This window comes from Inhella proteolytica, assembly GCF_016093275.1.
GTDB classification, from domain to species: Bacteria; Pseudomonadota; Gammaproteobacteria; order Burkholderiales; family Burkholderiaceae_C; genus Inhella; species Inhella proteolytica.
This window is the reverse complement of the sequence record NZ_JAEDAK010000004.1, coordinates 193,680-211,284: the sequence shown is the minus strand read 5'-3', so window position 1 is coordinate 211,284 and position 17,605 is coordinate 193,680. Positions and strand designations below refer to the sequence as shown.

General features: G+C 70.9%; 19 protein-coding genes. 7 read left to right on the top strand and 12 right to left on the bottom strand.

Features of this window, described 5'->3' with window-relative positions; translation table 11 throughout:
- Positions 1–96: 96 nt before the first annotated feature.
- The 3 genes from I7X39_RS07835 to bufA2 all read right to left on the bottom strand — a co-directional run bounded on the left by I7X39_RS07835 (position 97) and on the right by bufA2 (position 2,120).
- The gene (locus I7X39_RS07835; RefSeq protein WP_198110422.1) at positions 97–849 is read right to left on the bottom strand and encodes an HvfC/BufC N-terminal domain-containing protein; all 753 of its coding nucleotides are present in this window, start codon (positions 847–849) and stop codon (positions 97–99) included.
- The gene (gene bufB / locus I7X39_RS07830; protein ID WP_198110421.1) at positions 846–1,682 is read right to left on the bottom strand and encodes an MNIO family bufferin maturase; all 837 of its coding nucleotides are present in this window, start codon (positions 1,680–1,682) and stop codon (positions 846–848) included. The genes I7X39_RS07835 and bufB overlap by 4 nt, the downstream gene beginning before the upstream one ends.
- A 177-nt stretch (positions 1,683–1,859) precedes the next feature.
- A complete protein-coding gene (gene bufA2 / locus I7X39_RS07825) occupies positions 1,860–2,120 on the bottom strand; it encodes a BufA2 family periplasmic bufferin-type metallophore (protein ID WP_198110420.1) in 261 nt (86 codons plus the stop codon).
- 229 nt (positions 2,121–2,349) lie between these two features.
- Here bufA2 and I7X39_RS07820 point away from each other — a divergent pair, with 229 nt between their 5' ends.
- Positions 2,350–3,378 carry a zinc-dependent alcohol dehydrogenase family protein gene (locus tag I7X39_RS07820; protein WP_198110419.1) on the top strand — a complete coding sequence of 343 codons (1,029 nt, stop codon included), beginning with the start codon at positions 2,350–2,352 and terminating at the stop codon, positions 3,376–3,378.
- On the opposite strand, the gene I7X39_RS07815 is transcribed toward I7X39_RS07820, so the two are convergent.
- The 3 genes from I7X39_RS07815 to I7X39_RS07805 form a co-directional block, all read right to left on the bottom strand.
- Complete coding sequence (locus I7X39_RS07815) at positions 3,375–4,256, bottom strand: LysR family transcriptional regulator (protein ID WP_198110418.1); 882 nt, start codon at positions 4,254–4,256, stop codon at positions 3,375–3,377. The two genes, I7X39_RS07820 and I7X39_RS07815, sit on opposite strands and share 4 nt — an antisense overlap.
- Before the next feature lie 40 nt (positions 4,257–4,296).
- On the bottom strand, positions 4,297–5,481 hold the full coding sequence (locus I7X39_RS07810) for an amino acid aminotransferase (protein ID WP_198110417.1): 1,185 nt from the start codon (positions 5,479–5,481) through the stop codon (positions 4,297–4,299).
- Between the two features lie 130 nt (positions 5,482–5,611).
- Positions 5,612–6,670, bottom strand: coding sequence for a DUF2332 domain-containing protein (locus I7X39_RS07805; RefSeq protein WP_198110416.1), 1,059 nt, complete (start codon positions 6,668–6,670; stop codon positions 5,612–5,614).
- Between the two features lie 41 nt (positions 6,671–6,711).
- On the opposite strand from I7X39_RS07805, the gene I7X39_RS07800 reads away from it, so the two are divergent.
- Positions 6,712–7,362, top strand: a complete 651-nt coding sequence (locus I7X39_RS07800; protein ID WP_198110415.1) for a Crp/Fnr family transcriptional regulator — start codon at positions 6,712–6,714, stop codon at positions 7,360–7,362.
- On the opposite strand, the gene I7X39_RS07795 is transcribed toward I7X39_RS07800, so the two are convergent.
- From I7X39_RS07795 to I7X39_RS07785, 3 genes are all read right to left on the bottom strand, one after another.
- A complete protein-coding gene (locus I7X39_RS07795; protein WP_198110414.1) occupies positions 7,356–8,270 on the bottom strand; it encodes a 2-hydroxyacid dehydrogenase in 915 nt (304 codons plus the stop codon). The two genes, I7X39_RS07800 and I7X39_RS07795, sit on opposite strands and share 7 nt — an antisense overlap.
- The gene (locus tag I7X39_RS07790) at positions 8,270–8,755 is read right to left on the bottom strand and encodes a glutathione peroxidase (RefSeq protein ID WP_198110413.1); all 486 of its coding nucleotides are present in this window, start codon (positions 8,753–8,755) and stop codon (positions 8,270–8,272) included. The genes I7X39_RS07795 and I7X39_RS07790 overlap by 1 nt, the downstream gene beginning before the upstream one ends.
- Positions 8,756–9,049: 294 nt before the next feature.
- Positions 9,050–9,790, bottom strand: a complete 741-nt coding sequence (locus tag I7X39_RS07785; RefSeq protein WP_198110412.1) for a substrate-binding periplasmic protein — start codon at positions 9,788–9,790, stop codon at positions 9,050–9,052.
- A gap of 130 nt (positions 9,791–9,920) precedes the next feature.
- On the opposite strand from I7X39_RS07785, the gene I7X39_RS07780 reads away from it, so the two are divergent.
- Entirely contained in the window at positions 9,921–10,859 is a 939-nt protein-coding gene (locus tag I7X39_RS07780; protein ID WP_198110411.1) for a hypothetical protein, read from the top strand.
- Between the two features lie 123 nt (positions 10,860–10,982).
- Here I7X39_RS07780 and I7X39_RS07775 read toward each other — a convergent pair whose 3' ends face one another.
- Entirely contained in the window at positions 10,983–11,633 is a 651-nt protein-coding gene (locus I7X39_RS07775; protein WP_198110410.1) for a hypothetical protein, read from the bottom strand.
- Between the two features lie 107 nt (positions 11,634–11,740).
- On the opposite strand from I7X39_RS07775, the gene I7X39_RS07770 reads away from it, so the two are divergent.
- On the top strand, positions 11,741–12,481 hold the full coding sequence (locus I7X39_RS07770) for an NUDIX hydrolase (RefSeq protein WP_232351808.1): 741 nt from the start codon (positions 11,741–11,743) through the stop codon (positions 12,479–12,481).
- A gap of 8 nt (positions 12,482–12,489) precedes the next feature.
- Here the strand turns inward: I7X39_RS07770 and lplT are convergent, their stop codons facing one another.
- Positions 12,490–13,755 carry a lysophospholipid transporter LplT gene (gene lplT / locus I7X39_RS07765; RefSeq protein ID WP_198110409.1) on the bottom strand — a complete coding sequence of 422 codons (1,266 nt, stop codon included), beginning with the start codon at positions 13,753–13,755 and terminating at the stop codon, positions 12,490–12,492.
- Between the two features lie 111 nt (positions 13,756–13,866).
- On the opposite strand from lplT, the gene alr reads away from it, so the two are divergent.
- Genes alr through arfB form a run of 3 tightly spaced genes read left to right on the top strand, consistent with a single transcriptional unit; the run spans position 13,867 to position 15,820 of the window.
- Positions 13,867–14,997 carry an alanine racemase gene (gene alr, locus I7X39_RS07760; RefSeq protein ID WP_198110408.1) on the top strand — a complete coding sequence of 377 codons (1,131 nt, stop codon included), beginning with the start codon at positions 13,867–13,869 and terminating at the stop codon, positions 14,995–14,997.
- Positions 14,994–15,410: a hypothetical protein gene (locus tag I7X39_RS07755; protein ID WP_198110407.1), complete on the top strand. Its 417-nt coding sequence runs from the start codon at positions 14,994–14,996 to the stop codon at positions 15,408–15,410. The genes alr and I7X39_RS07755 overlap by 4 nt, the downstream gene beginning before the upstream one ends.
- Positions 15,410–15,820, top strand: coding sequence for an alternative ribosome rescue aminoacyl-tRNA hydrolase ArfB (gene arfB, locus I7X39_RS07750; RefSeq protein ID WP_198110406.1), 411 nt, complete (start codon positions 15,410–15,412; stop codon positions 15,818–15,820). Before I7X39_RS07755 ends, arfB begins: the two co-directional genes overlap by 1 nt.
- A 67-nt stretch (positions 15,821–15,887) precedes the next feature.
- Here arfB and I7X39_RS07745 read toward each other — a convergent pair whose 3' ends face one another.
- Positions 15,888–17,441 carry a methyl-accepting chemotaxis protein gene (locus I7X39_RS07745; RefSeq protein ID WP_198110405.1) on the bottom strand — a complete coding sequence of 518 codons (1,554 nt, stop codon included), beginning with the start codon at positions 17,439–17,441 and terminating at the stop codon, positions 15,888–15,890.
- Positions 17,442–17,605: the final 164 nt, after the last annotated feature.

Here is a 17,605-nt window from a genome sequence, read left to right as displayed (position 1 = left end):
GAAAGCCTCCGGGTTGGAATGCCTCCATGCTCGGCCCGTGCGGCCGCGCCGGGTTTGCGCGCCATCAAGTCCGCCGCAGCGCCGGTTTGACCCCGCTCAAGCCACGGCGAGCAAGCCTTCCGCGCTCCAGGCCTGCAGCCAGCCCACGGCCTGCGGCAGTGCGGCTTCGCCCTGGGCGGCCAGCCAATCGGCCAGCGCCGGTTCCTGGAGCAGGGCCTGCAGCGCCGCGGCTTCGTCCTCGGCCAGGCTGCGCCAGTGCGGCTGCAGGCCGCTGCGCCACACCAGCAGGCTGTGAGCCCGGGCCTGCGGCTCAGACAGTTCGGCCTCCTGGCCGGCCGCGCGTGCCGCGTTCAATGCATGCCAGGCCGGGCCCACGGCCCAATGCAGATCCAGCCGCTGGACCGAGGGCTGCAGGCGCAGCCGCAGGTCGGCCCATTCATCGGGGCGCAGCGCGGCCAGCTCGGACGGGCCCAGCAGCGGGTGCGCGGCGGCGTCAAAGGCCTGGCGCAAGGCCCAGTCCAAGCGCGCCAGATCGGCCAGCGCCGGGTGCGGCAGCTCGGCCCAGCCGTCCATGAAGGCCGCCAGCCGGTGGCCGTACCAGCGGATCGAGGGTTCGGTCGGCGGCTCGGCCTCCAGATAGGCCGCGGCCAGCGCGGCGAAGCCTTTGTCGCCCACAGCCTGGGCCAGGGCCGGGTGGTTGTCGGCCAGGGCCTCGCGCAGGCGGGCGCGGTAGGCGTGCTGGTAGATGGCCAGGCCCTGCGCGCTGCCGCGCAGCAGGCCGTCCGGGGCCGGCTCGCCGGCGCGCACCGCGTGCTGCAGCGTGGCCTGGATCTGCGCCAGCGTCTTCATGCCAGCACCGCCCGCGCCACGGCGCGCGCCTGGTCCAGCTCGGCCAGCAGCTCGGGCAGCGGGGGGATGTGGTCGTCGCGCTCGATCATCGTGGGCCGCGCGCCCAGGCGCTGCAGCGCGTAGGCGTACAGCGCCCAGACCTCGGCGCGGATCGGGTGGTCGTGCGTGTCGATCACCAAGCCGCCCTCGTCCTCATGCCCGGCCAGATGGATCTGCACCACCGCGGCGGCCGGAATCGCGTCGATGAAGCCGCGCGCATCAAAGCCGTGGTTGCGGTGGCTGACATAGATGTTGTTCACGTCCAGCAGCAGCTGGCAGCCGCTGCGCCGCACCAGCGCGGCGATGAACTCGGCCTCGCCCATTTCATCGGCCGCGAACTGCACATAGCTGCTGACGTTCTCGATCACCAGCGGCCGGCGCAGGCGCTCCTGCACCTGCTGGATGCGCCCGCACAGATGGGCCAGCGTGGCCTGCGCATAGGGCAGCGGCAGCAGGTCGTGCAACTGGCCGTGGGCCGTGCCGGTCCAGCACAGGTGGTCGCTGACCCAGGCCGGCTGCACGCGCTCGACCAGGGCGGCCAGTGCGCCGAGATAGTCGGCGCGCAGCGGGTCGGTCGAACCCAGGTTCAGGCTGACGCCATGCAGCACCGCCGGGTAGCGCGCGCGCAGCGCGTCCAGATGCACCAGCGGCGCCCCGCCCCCGACCATGAAGTTCTCGCTGATGAACTCCAGCCATTCCGGCCGGTTCCCCCAGCCCTCATCGGCCGCGCGCTTCAGATCCTCGTAATGCTCGACGCGCGCACCAAGGCCGAAGCCGTTCACAGGGACGTTCATTCAATCTTTCGGCAAATGCTCGAAACCCAAGCGGCCGCGGTGGAACCGGCTTCGCCGGGCCACTCGCGGCGCCCCCTGGGGGGCTGAGGTCGGACACAGACAGCCCTGTGGGCTGGCTGTGCCTACCAAAGGCCAAGGCCTCTGGCCTTGGCTGGCCCATTGGGCCGCTTCGGGGGGTTACTTCTCCACTTTCCCGCCGGCCTTGGTGCACTCCTCGGCGCTCTTCTTGTGCACCCAGCCCTGGCCCTTGCAGCTGTTCTGGCCCTTGCAGCCGCTCTTGGCCGTCTTGCATTCGCTCGAGCCCTTGCAGCTGTTGACGCCCGAACACTTGACCTTGGCGTCCTCGGCCGCGCTGGCGGCGGTGCTGAAGGTACCGGCGGCAAACAGGGCGGCTGCGGCGGCGGCCAGGGCAACGCCCGACTTCATCTTGGTTTGCATCTCTCGCACTCCTTGTGGGTAGAAGAAACGCCGTAGCGGGAGGCTCCCACCAGGCGGCGCCACCTGTGGTCGAAGAGGCGGCGGCGAACTTACTACGCAGGCTGCCGAATGCCGGGATTCACGGGTTTATCCCTAGGCGTGCCTGCAACTGCCGCCGGCGCGCACGCCCATTCCGCCGCCGAGCTGCCGCTGCAACAGTGGCGCATCGCCGCTTGCACAGGAGACCACCATGACGCCCCATTTCCCGCTGACCGTGAACGCCTGGGAGCTGCCACGCGGCCTGGGCCTGGCCGGCCTGCGCCAGGTGGCGCGCGAAGTCCACGCCCCCGGCCGGGGCGAGGTGCTGCTGCGCCCGCGCGTGGCCGCCCTGAATGCCCGCGACGCCTGGATGGCCGATGCACCCGGCGAGGGCGCGGCCCAGCCGGGTTCGGACGGCGCCGGCGAGGTGCTGGCCGTGGGCGAAGGCGTGAGCACGCTGCGCCCGGGCGACCGCGTGCTGGCCAGCTTCTTCCCGCATTGGCAGGACGGCCCGCCCAACCCGACGGCCACCCGCCTGGCCCTGGGTGGCCGTGGCCCTGGCCTGCTGGCTCAAGCCGTGCTCCTGCCCGCCGAAGGCCTGCTGCACCTGCCCGAGGACATGGACTTTGAAACGGCCGCCAGCCTGCCCACCGCGGGCGTTACCGCCTGGCACGCGCTGTTCGAGGTCGGCCCCTGGCGGCCGGGCGAGGCGGTGCTGATCCTCGGCACCGGCGGCGTGGCCACCTGGGCGCTGCAGCTGGCCGTGGCGGCCGGGCTGCGCGCCATCGTCAGCTCCAGCCGGCCCGAGCGCCTGGCGCAGGCCCAGGCCCTGGGCGCGGCGGCGACGCTGCGGATCGGCCGCGACGAAGCCGGCTGGGCCGCCAAGGTGCGCGAGCTCAACGGCGGCCAGGGTGTCGACCGCGTCATCGAGACCAGCGGCCAGGCCACGCTGGCCGAATCGATGCGCGCGACCCGCCCCGCCGGCACGGTGGCGGTGGTGGGCGGCACCAGCGGCTGGGGCGGCGCGGTGGATGCCGACGCCCTGATCGACGGCGCGCTGCGCCTGCAGGGCGTGCTGGTGGGCAGCCGGCGCATGCTGGCCGATCTGCTGCGCTTCGTGCAGCAGCGCGGCCTGCGCCCCACCATTGCCGCCCGCTACGGTTTCGCCGAACTGCCGCAGGCCTTCGCCACCCTGGCCGCGGGCGAGCGCCTGGGCAAGGTGCTGGTGACGCTCGACTAGGCGCCCGCCGCCAGCCGCGCGGGCGCTTTCTCACGCAGGAAGGCGAACAGAGCCTGCACACGGCGGCGCGCGCGCAGGTCGGGGTGGGTCAGCAGCCAGCAGTCCGAGCCGGCCTCGTCCACCCGCCCGCTCAGGTTCACCCACTGCGGCGGCGCCAGCAGATAGGGTGCCACGGCGACAGCCGCGCCCTGGGCCACGGCGCCCAGGGTGGCCAGCAGGCTGTCGCAGCGCAGCTGCGGCCGCAGGCCGGGCCAGCGCGCTTGGCGCCAGCGCTTGGAGGGGTAGTCGGCCAGCTCGGGGTCGGCGTCCGGCGTGGCCCATTGCATCGCCTCGATGGGCGTGCCGGTGGGCAGGCGGGCCAGGTAATCCGGGTGGGCCCAGAGCGCCACGTGCAGGCGCCCCAGCCGCGCGCCCACCAGGTGCTCGGGCGGCCGGTCGGTGCCGCGCAGGGCCACGTCGGCCTCGCGGCGGTCCAGGCGCACCAGGCCGGCCCCGCTCAGCAGCTCGATCTCCAGCCGCGGGTGCAGGGCCTGAAAGGCCGGCAGCAGGGGCAGCAGCAGGCCGTGCAGCAGCAGCTCGTTGGTGGCGATGCGCAGCGTGCCGGTGAGGGCCGCGCCTTCCGCTTGGAGCAGCTCGGCGGCGGCCTGCAGCTCGGCCTCGATGGCGGCAGCGCGCTCGGCCAGCTGCAGCGCCAGCTCGCCCGGTGCCATGCCTTGGGCGCTGCGCTCGAACAGCGTGCGGCCCAGGTTCTTTTCAATGCGCTTGAGCCCGCGGTAGACGGAGGAGGGGTCCATGCCGAGGCGTTGCGCCGCCTCGGGCAGGCTGCGCCCGCGCACCAGCGCGAGCACCAGGTTCAGGTCCTTGCCATCCAGCGCCATCACAACCCTCCCGGGGGATGACGCTGGATTCTGGGGCTGCTCAGGCCAGCACCGCGGCCATGGCGTTGGCCACCACTTCGACGTTCTTGCTGTTCAGGCCCGCCACGCACATGCGGCCGCTGCGCACCAGGTACACGCCGTGCGTGTCCTTCAGCGCATCCACCTGCTCGCCACTCAGGCCGGTGTAGCTGAACATGCCGCGCTGGGTCAGGAAGTAGTCGAAGTTGCGGCCCGGCACCTTGGCGCTCAGCACCTCGTGCAAGGCCTTGCGCATGGCTTTGATGCGGGTGCGCATGGCATCCACCTCGTTGCGCCACATCTGGTTCAGCTCGGGGGTGTTCAGCACCGTGGCCACCACTTGGCCGCCGAACGTGGGCGGGTTGCTGTAGTTGCGGCGGATCATGAACTTGAGCTGGCCCAGCACCTTCTCGGCCTGCTCGGCGGTGGGACAGACGACGCTGAGCGCGCCGCAGCGCTCGCCGTACACGCTCATGTTCTTGCTGAAGCTGTTGGCCAGCAGGAAGGGGCCGCCGGCGTTCAGCAGCTCGCGCACCGCGAACAGGTCTTCATCGAGGCCGTCGCCATAGCCCTGATAGGCCAGGTCCAGGAAGGGCAGCAGCTCGCGCTCGTTGAGCAGCTTGACGAGTTCGGTCCATTGCGCAGCGCTCAGGTCCACGCCGGTGGGGTTGTGGCAGCAGGCGTGCAGCAGCACCACCGAGCGGGCCGGGGCCTGGCGCAGCGCGTCCAGCATGCCGGCGAAGTCGACCTGGCCGTCCTGGTAGTAGGGGTAGGTGGTGGTTTCGACGCCCGAGCCCTCGAACACCGCGCGGTGGTTGTCCCAGGTGGGGCTGCTCAGGTAGATCTTGGAGGCCGGGAAATGGGCCTTGATGAAATCGGCCGCGACCTTCAGGCCGCCCGAGCTGCCGACGCCCTGGATGGTGGCGATGCGACCGGCCTTCAGCGCGGGGTGATCGCCGAACAGCAAGGTCTGCACGGCGCTGCGGAAATTGGCCGCGCCCTCCATCGGCAGGTAGGGGCGGGCGCCGGCGGCGTTGACCACCAGATGCTCGGCCTTGCGCACCGATTCCAGCGCCGGAATCTTGCCGTTCTCGTCGAAGTAGATGCCGATCGAGAGGTTGACCTTGCCTTGACGGGGGTCCTTCTGGAAGGCCTCGTTCAGGCTGAGGATGGGGTCGCCGGCGTAGGGAGGGATGTGCGCAAACATGGCGGTAGCAGGGCTGGAAGGAGTCCGGGATTATCCCGATGTCCGGCCGCTCCGCGCTTCGTGCCTGCCCAAGCGCGCTATGCCGGTTTGGCAGCGGGTCGGCTGGCGGCAGCATCGCCCCGCCCGGGCTTCAGGCTGCGCGTGCCCAGTTGCCGTGTGGATGGCTCCACAGCAGGGGCCGGCTGCCGGCGTGGGTGTGCAAGCTCAGCAGCATGGGGGACTGGCCGTCGGGGCTGGGCGGGGCAGTCGGAGCCGGCATCGGGTGGTGGGCCGGGGCTTCGGCGCAGATCCAGGCCAGGCCCTGCTCGCGCACGCGGCGCAGGGTCTCGGCATGGAAGCGCTGGCGCGCTTCGGGCTGCAGATAGCCCAGCACCCAGCTGGTCAGCAGCACCGGCTGCACGCCGGTCGGCAACGCGGCGCGCCAGTCGTCCAGGGCCTGCAGGCCGTCCGCATGGGCCTGGATGCGCGGCCCGCGCGCTTGCGCCCAGGCCAGGGCCTGGCGCAGGCGCTGCAGGCGTGCCACGTCGTCTGCCCACACGCAGGCTTCGAGCCAGCGGCGGGCCACCGGGTCGTGCGCGTCCACGGGCGCCAGGTCCATGCCGGCGCGCGCCACCAGCTGCCAGGGGCTGGCGGGTGGGGGTGTGCCGTCCAGCCACTCGCAGCGCAGTTGCAGGCGCGTTCCCGGGCCGCGCTGGAAGGCGCCGTAGTCGATGCGGTCCTCGTCCACCCCCAGGTTCAGGCCGGCGCTGGCGCCCACCTCGAACAGGGCCAGGCGCGGCTGCTCGTCGCCGAGGGCATCCAGGGCCAGGCGCAGCATGGCGCTGCGGCCGGCCTCGTTGGTCTGCGTGGCGCGCTGGCGCAGATGGGCCTCGATGCGCGGCCGCTCGGGGCCGAGCACGAAGTCGCGCAGCAACGCGGGCAGCTCGGCGTCGGGCGCGCGCCGGCCGCCCAGGCTGGGGAAGTAGGCCGCCAGCGGGTGCGCCACACCGGCCAGCAGGCGTTCGTGCACGGCGGCCAGAAAGAGATTGGCGCGCGCCTGCTCGGGCGGAATGGGCGCGTGCAGGGCGAGCAGTTCGGGGTCCGCCGCCACCGCGTGGCAGATCGCCACATAGCTGGGCTGGTTGGGGCAATCGACGGCGGCGAACTGGCGGTAGTGCGCGGCCCAGGCTTCGGGGGTCAGCAGGTGCATGGCCGCAGTGTGCGCGGCGGCCGGCACCCGAAAATGTCGGCATGCCGACACAGATCGACGTGCTGGAGGCCTTGCAGCAGGTGCTGCAGGGCAACTTCCCCCGCCTGCAGCTGCAGCCCCAGGCGCAGCTGGCGCCACTGCTGGCGCTGCGCAGCCTGCGCGCGGGCCGCACCCTGTTCGCGCAGGGCACGCCGGTGCAGGCCTTCTATGCGCTGCTGAGCGGCGAGATCGAGAGCCGCTTCACCGCGCCGGACGGCCAGGTTTCGGTGCTGGAGCATGTGCAGCCGCCGCTGCTGTTCGGCCTGGGCGCCTTCGTGGCCGGGCTGCCCAGCCGCTACGAGGCGGTGGCCGCACGCCCCAGCCGGGTGCTGGTGATCGGTGCGGCGGCCTACCGGCTCTTGATGGACGAGCACCCTGGCTTTGCCCGTGCGCTGCTGGCCGAGTTCGCACGCCGCTTCGACGGCACCCTGCACCAGCTGGAAGCCGCCCGCCACCGCCGCGCGCCCGAGCGCCTGAGGCTGGCGCTGGAGCAGCTGCAGCGCGAACGCGGCGAACCCTGTGCCGAGGGCCTGCGGGTGCGCGCCACGCAGGCCGAACTGGCGGCGCTGGCGGGGGTGACGCGGCAGACGGCCAATGAGTGGCTGCGTGCGCAGGGCCTGCGCAGCCGCTACGGCTGCCTGTTGATTCAGTAACCGTCCGCGCCCACCACGCCGCTGATGGGCTGGCCCGCTTCGAGCGCGCGGATCTTGGCGGCGATCTGCGCCACCGCTTCCTCGCGCAAGGTGGCCGCCGCGATGTGAGGCGTGAGCTGGATGCGCGGGTGGCGCCAGAAGGGGTGGTTGGGCGGGGCGGGCTCGGGCGTGCACACGTCCAGCGCCGCGCCGGCCAGATGGCCGCTGTCCAGCGCGGCCAGCAGGTCGGCCTCCACCACCAGGCCACCACGCGCCACGTTGATCAGATAGGCCTGATCGGGCAATTGGTTCAGCAGCTCGGTGTTGATCAAGCCGCGCGTGGCCTCCGTCAGCGGCAGCAGGGCCACCAGCACGCGGCTGCTGCGCAGGAAGGGCGCCAGGCCCTCCGGGCCGGCGAACAGGGGCAGGTCGGCCGCGCGCGCGCTGCGCGCCCAGGCCTGCACCGGAAAGCCCAGGCCGCGCAGCGCCTGCGCCACCGGCTGCGCCAGCTGGCCGTAGCCGAGCAAGCCCACGGTCCAGTCGGCCTTGCGCTGCGGCGGCTGCGGCCACCAGGCGGCCGCAGCGGCCTGGTTGGCGTAGCGGTCAAAACCGCGGTACCAGCGCAAGAGCGCGTGCAGCACGTACTCGGCCATCTGCACGCCCATGCCGGCGTCTTCCAGGCGCACCAGGGGCACGCCGGCGGGCAGGGGCAGGGTGCGCAGGGCGTCCACCCCGGCACCGGCGGCGAACAGGGCCTTGAGCCGCGGCTGTGCGGACAGGAACTCGGCCGGCGGCTTCCACAGCACGGCGTAATCGGCCGGGGCCTGGCCGGCTTGCCAGGGCTCGACCGTGGCGCCCGGCCCCAGCGCCTGCTGCAGCTCGGCAGCCCAGCGGCTGGTCCCTTCGGGCAGGCAGACGGTGACGCGCATCAGGCGGCGAGGGCCTTTTCGATGTCGGCGCGCAGCTTCTCGGGGGTGTCGGTGGGGGCGTAGCGCTCCAGCACCGTGCCGTCACGGCCGATCAGGAACTTCGTGAAGTTCCACTTGATGCCCTCGGTGCCCAGCAGGCCTTTCTTTTCCTTCTTCAGCCATTGCCAGAGCGGGTGGGCGTTGCCGCCGTTCACCTCCACCTTGGCCATCATCGGGAAGCTGACGCCGTAGTTCATCTGGCAGAAGCTGGCGATCTCGTCGTTCGAACCCGGGTCCTGGCCGCCGAACTCGTTGCTGGGGAAGCCCAGCACCACCAGGCCACGCGCCTCGTAGTCCTTCCAGAGCTGTTCCAGCCCGCCGAACTGGGGCGTGAATCCGCAGGCGCTGGCGGTGTTGACGATCAGCAGCACGCGGCCCTTGTAGTCCTTCAGCGCCACCGGCTTGCCCTGGATGGAGGTGGCCTGGAATTCGTAGATGCTGCTCATGGTGGGCTCCGGTTGGGGGCATTGATGCTAGGGCCTGTTCACACTACGCGAGGCCCCGCGAATGGGGCGATCCGGCCGCCAGGTTAGGCGCAGTGCGATGCCCAGACTCGCGTCTGGGCAAGCGCTGCAACGACGCATGGCGGCCGGATAGCCCCATTCCCTCCGGGTTGCCACCAGAAAGGGTGCCCACTTCGTTGCGAAGCCTCGCCGGGGGCCTACCCCGGCTTCGTTTCGCGCCTCGTTGGCGCCCTTTCTGGATGGCAACGCGGTGGCTTCGTGTAGTGTGAACAGGCCCTAGTACCGCTGCAGGATCTCGGCCCAGCTGCCGTCGCGGTGCAGCTGGTCGAAGGCGCGCTCCAGTTCGGGCAGGCGGCTCACCCAGCGCGACTGGCGCGACAGCACCAGGTAGGGCGTCTCGCCGGGCAGGCGCAGCGGCTGCTTGACGAGCTTGAGGCCCAGCGTGCCGACGATGCGGTCACCCTGGCGTTCCGGCACCACGGCCACGTCCAGGCGGTTCAGCTCCACCATGGTGAGCGCGCTGCGGTACTCGGAGACCTCGACGCGGCGCAGCTGGCGGTCCTCGTCGAAGCTGCGGCCGTAGCGCTTGCCGCGCTGCACGCCGATCAGGAGGCCCTGCAGGTCGTCCAGGCTGTCCAGCGGCGCGGCATTGCGGCGTGTGTAGAAGGCCTTGTCCTCGGGCGGCAGGGTGATGCGGCTGTAGTGCAGGAAGCGTTCGCGCTCGGGCGTGCGCAGCGGGCCCACCATGGCGTCGGCAGCGCCGCGCTCCAGCATCTGCAGGGCGCGCGCCGGCGGCACGGCCTCGATCGTCAGCACCCAGCCGGCGCGTTCCGCGGCGGCGCGCAGCAGGTCGAAATACAGGCCGCGGGCCCGGCCGCCTTCGAAGATGCGAAAGGGTGGGTCCTCGCTGCCCACCACGTGCAGCTGCACCGGGGGCTCGGTGGAAGCGCTCAGGGCACGGCCCGCCAGGCCCCATGAGGCGGCGCAGCCCAGCCAGTAGCGGCGCGGTGCGTGCATCGTGTCTCTTCTCCCTTGTGGGCTGGGATGGTAGCCACTACGGGAAGCCCCGCACCCGGGTGATCTTTACCCCCCTTCTTTTGGCCCCACAATCGCGCCGCCCTGCCTGGGGTCAATGGGGGAGCGCCCGATGGAGTCTCGGTTCGAACACCTGGTCTGCCTGACGCCCGACGAGTTCAAGCGTCGCAGCGAGCTGTCCAACTTCCGCTGGAAGCTGCTGGCGCATGGAGATTCCTGGTTCTCCTTCGCCGCCCAGCGCGTCGATGCCCACGCCAATCTGCTCGAGGAGCTGGTGTTCAGCCAGCCCACGCTGGCGGTGAGCTGCGCGGGCCACCACAACGCACTGCGCCGCATGGTGGATCTGGAAGGTGCGCCCGACTTCGTGCGCCTGCTCGACGGCGAGGTGGTTTGGGATGGCGTGCTGCTCAGCGTGGGCGGCAACGACCTGGTGGCTGCGGCCCAGGTGCCGGCCAGCCTGCCCAGCGGCGAGATCACCCCGCTGACGCTGCGCCTGCTGCGCAAGCAGACCGAATGGGGCCCCCCCAGCGCCGGCGTGAGCCGCTACTTCTCGGAAGAGGGCTGGGCCACCTACTGCGAGTACCTGCGCGCCAATCTCAAGCATGTGCTGAGCCTGCGCGACGACGGCCCGAACAAGGGCAAGCCCATCTTCATGCACTGCTATGCCGTGCCCACGCCCCGCCCCGCGGGAGCCGAGGACGCGTCCGGCCCCTGGCTCTACCCGGCATTGAAGGCCTATGCCATTCCGCAGGCGGATTGGGCCGCCATGAGCCGCTTGATGCTCTCCAAGCTGGCCACCCTGCTGAAGGCCTGCGCGGCCGACAAGGACGGCTACCCGCAGCTGCATGTGTTCGATTCGACCCAGGTGCCGATCGCCCCGGCGGCCTTGGGAAGCAGCGGCATCAGCGGCGACTGGCACAACGAGATCCATCTGAACCACAGCGGCTGCTTCAAGATCGCGCGGGCCTGGAGCCTGCACATCGAGGCGGTGCTGAGCGGCAAGCCGCTGGTGGCGGCGGCGCCGACGGGTGGGCGCGGGCGACGCGGCTGAGATCGGACCGAAGGACGGGTCCCGTCATGCGGGACCCGGCTGGGTGTGCCGCCCTGAACCCACCGCGTCTGCAAGCAAAAGGGCCACCCCAAGGTGGCCCTTTTGCTGGGTCTGCGTGCCCCGTCAGTCGATGCGGAAATCGAAGTCCTGCGTGAACTGACCGTTGCTGCTGCCGCACTGGTAGGTCTCGCGCACCGTGCGCTCCAGCACCTGGGCCAGCTGGCGCATGGCACGGCGGTCGCTCAGGGCGCGCAGCGCCGTCAGCTCCACCGCCACCACCCGGCCGTTGCGCACCGTGCCCAGCACGCGGAAGCTGGCCAGACCCTCGACGCCCAGCGCCGGCAGCTCGGGGCGGCCCATCTGCGGGCAGAGCATGCTGGCGGATTGGGCGACCGGCGCGGTGGCCGGCAGGGTAGGTTCGGCCGCCGCCTGCGTGGTGCCCGTCGTCGGCCCGCTGGGGGCGGGCGGTTCGGCGGCGGGGTTGGTGCTGATCGCCTTGTCCTGTGGGGCGGAGACTTCGAAGGGCTCGGTCGGCGGCATCCAGGGCAGGGGCGCCTTGGGCGGCTCGAACTCGCGCACCACCGGCTTGGGCAGTTCCTTGGGGAGCTCCTTCTGCGGCACCACGGTGACCTCGGTTTCGTGCGGAGCCGGCTTGACGATCCTCTGCACCAGGCCGTTGGCCAAGGCCCAGATCATCAGCAGGTGCAGCACGATGACGAAACCCAGGCCGCTCAGGCGCGAGCTGCTGGCGTGCGGTTTGGAAGCGAATTGCATGGTGGGTCCTCCCAAGGTGATGACGCGCCCAGCATGAACCATGGCTTTCGTCATGGCTGCTGGTGGCAACCCGCAGAGGCTGCGCCGTGGCGGCGAAGATGCACGCCATGCTGAAGGAACTCGATGCCCGCGCCGACCAGGCGCCCGCCCAGGCGCGCAGCCCGCTGCACTGGGCCGGCGCCGAAACCCCCTGGGGCAGCGCTCCGCCTGTGGTGCTGGAGCAGCTGGCTGCCAGCGGCCTGGTGCTGCAGCCCGCCGCGCCCGACCCCGCCGCCCATCTGACCGAGCTGGCCGCACGCCTGCGCGCCCTGGGCCTGTCCGGGCGCTGGCGCGACGAGGCCGTGCGCGTGGCCCATCCGGCCGGCCCCGTGGCCATCGAGCGCGGCTGCGCGCGCGTGCTGGGCGTGCCCACGCTGGCCGTGCACCTGATCGGCTGGAGCCCCGACGGCCGACTGTGGCTGCAGCAGCGCGCCGCCAGCAAGGCCGAGGACCCCAACCTGTGGGACACCCTGGTGGGCGGCATGGTCAGCGCCGCCGAGCGCCCGCGCGAGGCGCTGGTGCGCGAGACCTGGGAAGAAGCCGGCCTGCAACTGGCCGAGCTGGGCCCCGTGCGCGTCGGCCCCGAACTGTTCAGCCGCCGCCCGGTGTCCGACGCGCAGGGCCTGGGCTATCTGCAGGAGCGCCTGCTGACGGCCCAAGTCACCGTGCCGCCGGGCCGGGTGCCGCAGAACCAGGACGGCGAGGTCAGGGCCTTCGCCCTGTGGACGCCCGACGAGGTGCGCGCCGGCATTGCGCGCGGCGAGTTCACGCTGGATGCCGCGCGGCTGCTGCTGCGGGTGATCGACTGATCAAACGCTCAGTGGCAGTCGTCGCAGCGCGCGATCTCCAGCAGCCGCTCCAGCTCCTGCGGGTGGCGACGCAGATTGCGCAGATGCCAGCGGCGGATCAGCTCCATCACCCCGGCCACCAGCAGGCCGAAGGCGGTGATGGCGGCAAAGGCATGCAGGCCGATGCCGGTCAGCCCCACGTACAGGAAGCCCAGCACCAGGATGCAGGCCTGCTCGTTGAAGTTCTGCACGGCGATGGAGCGGCCGGCGCCCATCAGGTTGTGGCCGCGGTGCTGCAGCAGGGCGTTCATCGGCACCACCAGGAAGCCGCCCAGCGCGCCCAGCAGGGTCAGGAAGGGCGCGGCGAGCTTCACGTCTCGAATGCCGACGAGCAGGATCACGGTCAGGCCCAGCGCGATGCCGAGCGGAATGACCTTGACCGCGCGGTCCAGCTTCATCGTCCAGGAGGCCACCAGCGCCCCCAGCGCCGTGCCGATGGCCACCACGCCCACTAGGCTGGAGGCCTGCGTGGTGGTGTAGCCCAAAGCCGCGCCGGCCCAGGCCAGCACGATGTAGCGCAGATTGCCGCTGACGCCCCAGAACAGCGTGGTGGTGGCCAGCGAGATCTGGCCCAGCTTGTCCTGCCACAGGCGGCGGTTGCACTGCATGAAGTCCGTCACCAGGTCCAGCGGGCCGCCCATTGGCCGCAGCGGCGCCTCGGTGCGCGGGATCTTCAGGTTGAACAGCGCAGCCAGCACGTACAGGCCCACCATGGCGGTGATGGCGGCCTCGGCCGCGCTGGCGATGCCGGGCAGGCCCAGGCCCATCAGGTGCGGGGCAATGTGCGGGCCGATCAGCTGCCCGCCCAGCACCACGCCCAGGATGATGGAAGCGATCGTCAGGCCCTCAATCCAGCCATTGGCCTTGACCAGCTGCGAGGGCGGCAGCAGCTCGGTGAGGATGCCGTACTTGGCCGGCGAGTAGGCCGCCGCGCCCAGGCCCACCACCGCGAAGGCCAGCAGCGGGTGCACGCCCACCAGCATCATCAAACAGCCCGCCACCTTGATGCCGTTGGCGATGAACATCACGCGGCCCTTGGGCAGGGCATCGGCAAAAGCGCCCACAAAAGGCGCCAAGAGCACGTAAAAGAGCGCAAACATCGGCACCAGCGCGGCGCGCTGGGCGCCGCTTGGGTCCAGGGGTTTGAGCAGTTCGACGGCGGCGATGAACAGCGCGTTGTCAGCCAGCGAGCTGAAGAACTGCGCCGACATGATGGTGTAGAAGCCTTTTTTCATCGCGCCGGGTTGGATGCCGCCTGTACAACAAGAACGGCCGCCCCTTGGCGGCCAAAAACGCGCGAAGCGTAACCGACGCGCTTGACAGAGCCTTACGCCAGAATCGCCGGCATGCCCCGCCCGATTGAAGCCCTCATCCATACCGCTGCGCTCTCTCACAACCTGGGTCGGGCGCGCGAGTTGGCCGGTGGGGCGCGGGTCTGGGCGGTGGTCAAGGCCAATGCCTACGGCCACGGCATCGAGCGATGCTTCGAGGCCCAGCGCCTGGTGGCCGACGGCTTCGCCTGCATCGATCTGAACGAGGCCGAACGCGTGCGTGCCTTGGGCTGGCGCGGCCCGGTGCTGCTGCTCGAAGGCGTGTTCGAGCCGCGCGATCTGGAGCTGTGCTCGCGCCTGCACCTCTGGCACGCCATCCACTGCGAAGAGCAGCTGGAGTGGTTGGCCGCGCACAAGGTGCTGTGGCCGCAGCGCGTGTTCCTCAAGCTCAACAGCGGCATGAACCGCCTGGGTTTCAAGCCCCTGGCCTTTCGCGCCGCCTGGCAGCGCCTGGCCAGCCTGCCGCAGGTGGAGGACGTGGTGCTGATGACCCACTTCTCCGACGCCGATGCGCTGCGCCTGGGGCAGGACGGCATTGCCGCCCAGCTGGCCGCCTTCGAGGCCGCGACGGCCGACCTGCCGGGCGAGCGCAGCCTGGCCAACAGTGCCGCCACGTTGCGCCATGCGCAGCGGCCGCTGGGCGAGGGCATGAGCGTCGCTGCCGACTGGGTACGCCCCGGCGTGATGGGCTATGGCGGCGTGCCCGACTACCCCGAGCACGACGCCGCGTACTGGGGCCTGCAACCCGCCATGAGCCTGCGCGCCAAAGTGCTGAGCGTTCAAGAGGTGCAGCCCGGCGAGAGCGTGGGCTACGGCAGCGCCTTCGTGGCCGAGCGCCCGATGCGCGTGGGCAATGTGGCCTGCGGCTACGCCGACGGCTATCCGCGCCACGCCCCCACCGGCACGCCCGTGCTGGTGGACGGCCAGCGCAGCCGCACGCTCGGCCGCGTCTCGATGGACATGCTGGCGGTGGACCTGACGGAACTTCCGCACGCCGGCTTCGGCAGCGAGGTCACGCTCTGGGGCCGCAGCGGCGTCACTGGGGCGCTGCTGGACATCGACGAGGTGGCCCGCAGTGCGGGCACGATCGGCTACGAGCTGATGTGCGCGCTGGCGCCGCGCGTGCCGGTGCGGGTGGAGCCATGAAGCGCCTGGCTTGGCTGGGCGTGCTGGGGATGGGTGTGGCCGCGCAGGCCCAGGATGCCTGCACCCGGCGCTACGAGGCGGAGAAGGACCGCCTGGTGCGCGAGCTGGCCGCCAAGCAGCCGGCGCAACTGCCCCAGGCGCAACAGCAGACGGCCATGCGGGCCCTGCATGAGGGCCTAGCGCGCGCTGCCGCCGAGGCCGACCGTTGCGAGCGCGCCGCCAAGGCCCCGGCCGAAGCAGCCCGCCGCCCTGCGCTGGAGACCTGCCTGGCCGAGGTGCACAAGCGCGGCGATGCGCTGGAAGCGCGCTGGAAGGGCCGCACGATGAGCGTCGCCGAGCAGACCCAACGCCGCGCCGAAGAGCAAGCGTTGCTGGACGCCCGCATGGCCTGTCAGCGCCAGCCCAAGCCCTGATGCACCTGCTCTGGCAGCCGCGTGAGGACGAGATCGAGCTCAGCTTCGTGCGCGCCCAGGGCGCCGGCGGTCAGGCCGTCAACAAGGTCTCCAGCGCCGTGCACCTGCGCTTTGACGTGCGCGCCTCCAGCCTGCCCGCGGCCATCAAGGAGCGCCTGCTGGCGCTGAACGACCAACGTCTGACCAACGAGGGCGTGATCGTCATCAAGGCCCAGGAACACCGCAGCCAGGAGCAGAACCGCGCCGAGGCGATCGCGCGCCTGGTAGCGCTGGTACAGAGCGTGGCCCATGTGCCCAAGGCGCGCCGTGCCACCCGGCCGACTTGGGGTTCGCAGCAGCGCCGGCTGCAGGGCAAGGCGCAGCGAGCCGGTATCAAGGCCGGTCGCGGGCGGGTCGGTTCAGGCGATTGATGCCCGAAAGCCTGCCGTGAACCGGGTCGGAAACGCCAACTGAGCCCTGGGGAACGGCGCTGCGGGCTCAGAGCACGGTCTTGAAGACGCCGACCGCTTCGGCCAGCCGAGTGGCTCGCCCGCGCAGGCTTTCGGCGGCGGCCGAACTCTGCTCGACCAGTGCGGCGTTCTGCTGGGTCATCTGGTCGAGCTGACCGACCGCGGTGTTCACCATCGAAATGCCTCCACTCTGTTCGGAAGTGGTGTTGCTGATTTCGCTGATCAAGTCTGCGACGCGGCGGACCTGGGTCACGATGTCCTCCATCGTGCGTCCGGCCTCATCCACCAGTTCGCTACCGCTCTCGACTTTGCCGACGCTGTCGCCGATCAGCGACTTGATCTCCTTGGCCGCTTCGGCGCTGCGCTGCGCCAGCAGGCGCACCTCTCCGGCCACGACGGCAAAGCCTCGCCCTTGTTCACCAGCACGCGCAGCTTCCACGGCGGCATTGAGCGCCAGGATGTTGGTCTGGAAGGCAATGCCATCAATCACGCCGATGATGTCAGCGATGCGCTTGCTGCTGGCGCTGATGGTCTGCATAGTCCGGATCACATCGCCCATCACCGTGCCGCCACGCGTGGCTGCCTGGCTGGCAGTGCTCACCAGGTTGGTGGCCTCGCGAGCGGTGTCGGCGTTCTGGTTCAGTGACGAGGTCATCTGGTCCATCGAGGCGGCCGTCTGCTGCAGGCTTGCGGCGGCCTTCTCGGTGCGCGTGCTCAGGTCGTTGTTGCCCTGCGCAATCTCACCGCTGGCGATATGCACGCCGGAGACCTGATCACTCACGTCGTCCACCAGTGAGCGCAGATTGAGGCCCGACTGGTTGATGGCGCGCAGGATCATGCCGATCTCATCGACGCGATTCAGGTGCACGTTCTCAGCCGGTTGACCGGCGGCCACGGCCAGGGCCTGCTTCAGCAGGATCTGCAGTGGCTGTGTCAGCTGGGCGTTCAACCAGCTGCCGACCAGGCTCAAGGCCAAGCCGAAGCTGGCAATGAAGCCCAGCCAGGCCATGCCGCTGAGGCCCATTGCCGCGCCCAGGGCCGCCGCCGCCAGCCAGGCCACGAACAGACCGCCGCGCAATCGCCAGCGCGTCGGCAGGGTCTGCAGCAGGGAGAGCCATGCCATCGCCCCGGTATGCACGACGAGACCCTTGTGAAAGCGCAGCCCGCCGGCTTGGTTGTCGCGGAACTTGCGGTACAGCGACTCGGCCCCCTGCACCTCCTCCCTCGACGGCTTGGTGCGCACGGACATGTAGCCGATGACGCGCCCATCACGCCGCACCGGGGTGGCGTTGGCACGCACCCAGTAGTGGTCGCCGTTCTTGCGCCGGTTCTTGACCAGGGCCGTCCAAGACTCGCCGGCCTTCAGGGTTGCCCACATGTCGGCGAAGGCCTGGGTGGGCATGTCCGGGTGGCGTACCAGGTTGTGCGCCTGCCCCATCAGTTCGTCGCGCTCGAAGCCGCTGACGTTGATGAAGGCCTGATTGGCGTAGGTGATGTAGCTGTCGGTGTCGGTCGTCGACATCAAGGTCATGTCCGCGTCGATCTCGTATTCGCGCTGGCTGACGGGCAGGTTGTTGCGCATGCAGATCTCCTTGGGGTGGCAGCGGCAGGTACTGCGCACCGATGTGATGGGACGGGGTCGTCAGGGTTGTTGCCCGGGTCTCAGGGCGGACGCGGCAAGCTCTTGGCGGTCGGCTGGGTCGTCCGGCGCTTGCGCTTGCGCAGGTGTGCTGATTGGCGCGGGTG

Bases quoted from the DNA above. Each gene is read 5' to 3' on its own strand.
- I7X39_RS07835 (WP_198110422.1), bottom strand. From the start codon at position 849: ATGAAGACGCTGGCGCAGATCCAGGCCACGCTGCAGCACGCGGTGCGC.
- bufB (WP_198110421.1), bottom strand. From the start codon at position 1,682: ATGAACGTCCCTGTGAACGGCTTCGGCCTTGGTGCGCGCGTCGAGCAT.
- bufA2 (WP_198110420.1), bottom strand. From the start codon at position 2,120: ATGCAAACCAAGATGAAGTCGGGCGTTGCCCTGGCCGCCGCCGCAGCC.
- I7X39_RS07820 (WP_198110419.1), top strand. From the start codon at position 2,350: ATGACGCCCCATTTCCCGCTGACCGTGAACGCCTGGGAGCTGCCACGC.
- I7X39_RS07815 (WP_198110418.1), bottom strand. From the start codon at position 4,256: ATGGCGCTGGATGGCAAGGACCTGAACCTGGTGCTCGCGCTGGTGCGC.
- I7X39_RS07810 (WP_198110417.1), bottom strand. From the start codon at position 5,481: ATGTTTGCGCACATCCCTCCCTACGCCGGCGACCCCATCCTCAGCCTG.
- I7X39_RS07805 (WP_198110416.1), bottom strand. From the start codon at position 6,670: ATGCACCTGCTGACCCCCGAAGCCTGGGCCGCGCACTACCGCCAGTTC.
- I7X39_RS07800 (WP_198110415.1), top strand. From the start codon at position 6,712: ATGCCGACACAGATCGACGTGCTGGAGGCCTTGCAGCAGGTGCTGCAG.
- I7X39_RS07795 (WP_198110414.1), bottom strand. From the start codon at position 8,270: ATGCGCGTCACCGTCTGCCTGCCCGAAGGGACCAGCCGCTGGGCTGCC.
- I7X39_RS07790 (WP_198110413.1), bottom strand. From the start codon at position 8,755: ATGAGCAGCATCTACGAATTCCAGGCCACCTCCATCCAGGGCAAGCCG.
- I7X39_RS07785 (WP_198110412.1), bottom strand. From the start codon at position 9,790: ATGCACGCACCGCGCCGCTACTGGCTGGGCTGCGCCGCCTCATGGGGC.
- I7X39_RS07780 (WP_198110411.1), top strand. From the start codon at position 9,921: ATGGAGTCTCGGTTCGAACACCTGGTCTGCCTGACGCCCGACGAGTTC.
- I7X39_RS07775 (WP_198110410.1), bottom strand. From the start codon at position 11,633: ATGCAATTCGCTTCCAAACCGCACGCCAGCAGCTCGCGCCTGAGCGGC.
- I7X39_RS07770 (WP_232351808.1), top strand. From the start codon at position 11,741: ATGCTGAAGGAACTCGATGCCCGCGCCGACCAGGCGCCCGCCCAGGCG.
- lplT (WP_198110409.1), bottom strand. From the start codon at position 13,755: ATGAAAAAAGGCTTCTACACCATCATGTCGGCGCAGTTCTTCAGCTCG.
- alr (WP_198110408.1), top strand. From the start codon at position 13,867: ATGCCCCGCCCGATTGAAGCCCTCATCCATACCGCTGCGCTCTCTCAC.
- I7X39_RS07755 (WP_198110407.1), top strand. From the start codon at position 14,994: ATGAAGCGCCTGGCTTGGCTGGGCGTGCTGGGGATGGGTGTGGCCGCG.
- arfB (WP_198110406.1), top strand. From the start codon at position 15,410: ATGCACCTGCTCTGGCAGCCGCGTGAGGACGAGATCGAGCTCAGCTTC.
- I7X39_RS07745 (WP_198110405.1), bottom strand. From the start codon at position 17,441: ATGCGCAACAACCTGCCCGTCAGCCAGCGCGAATACGAGATCGACGCG.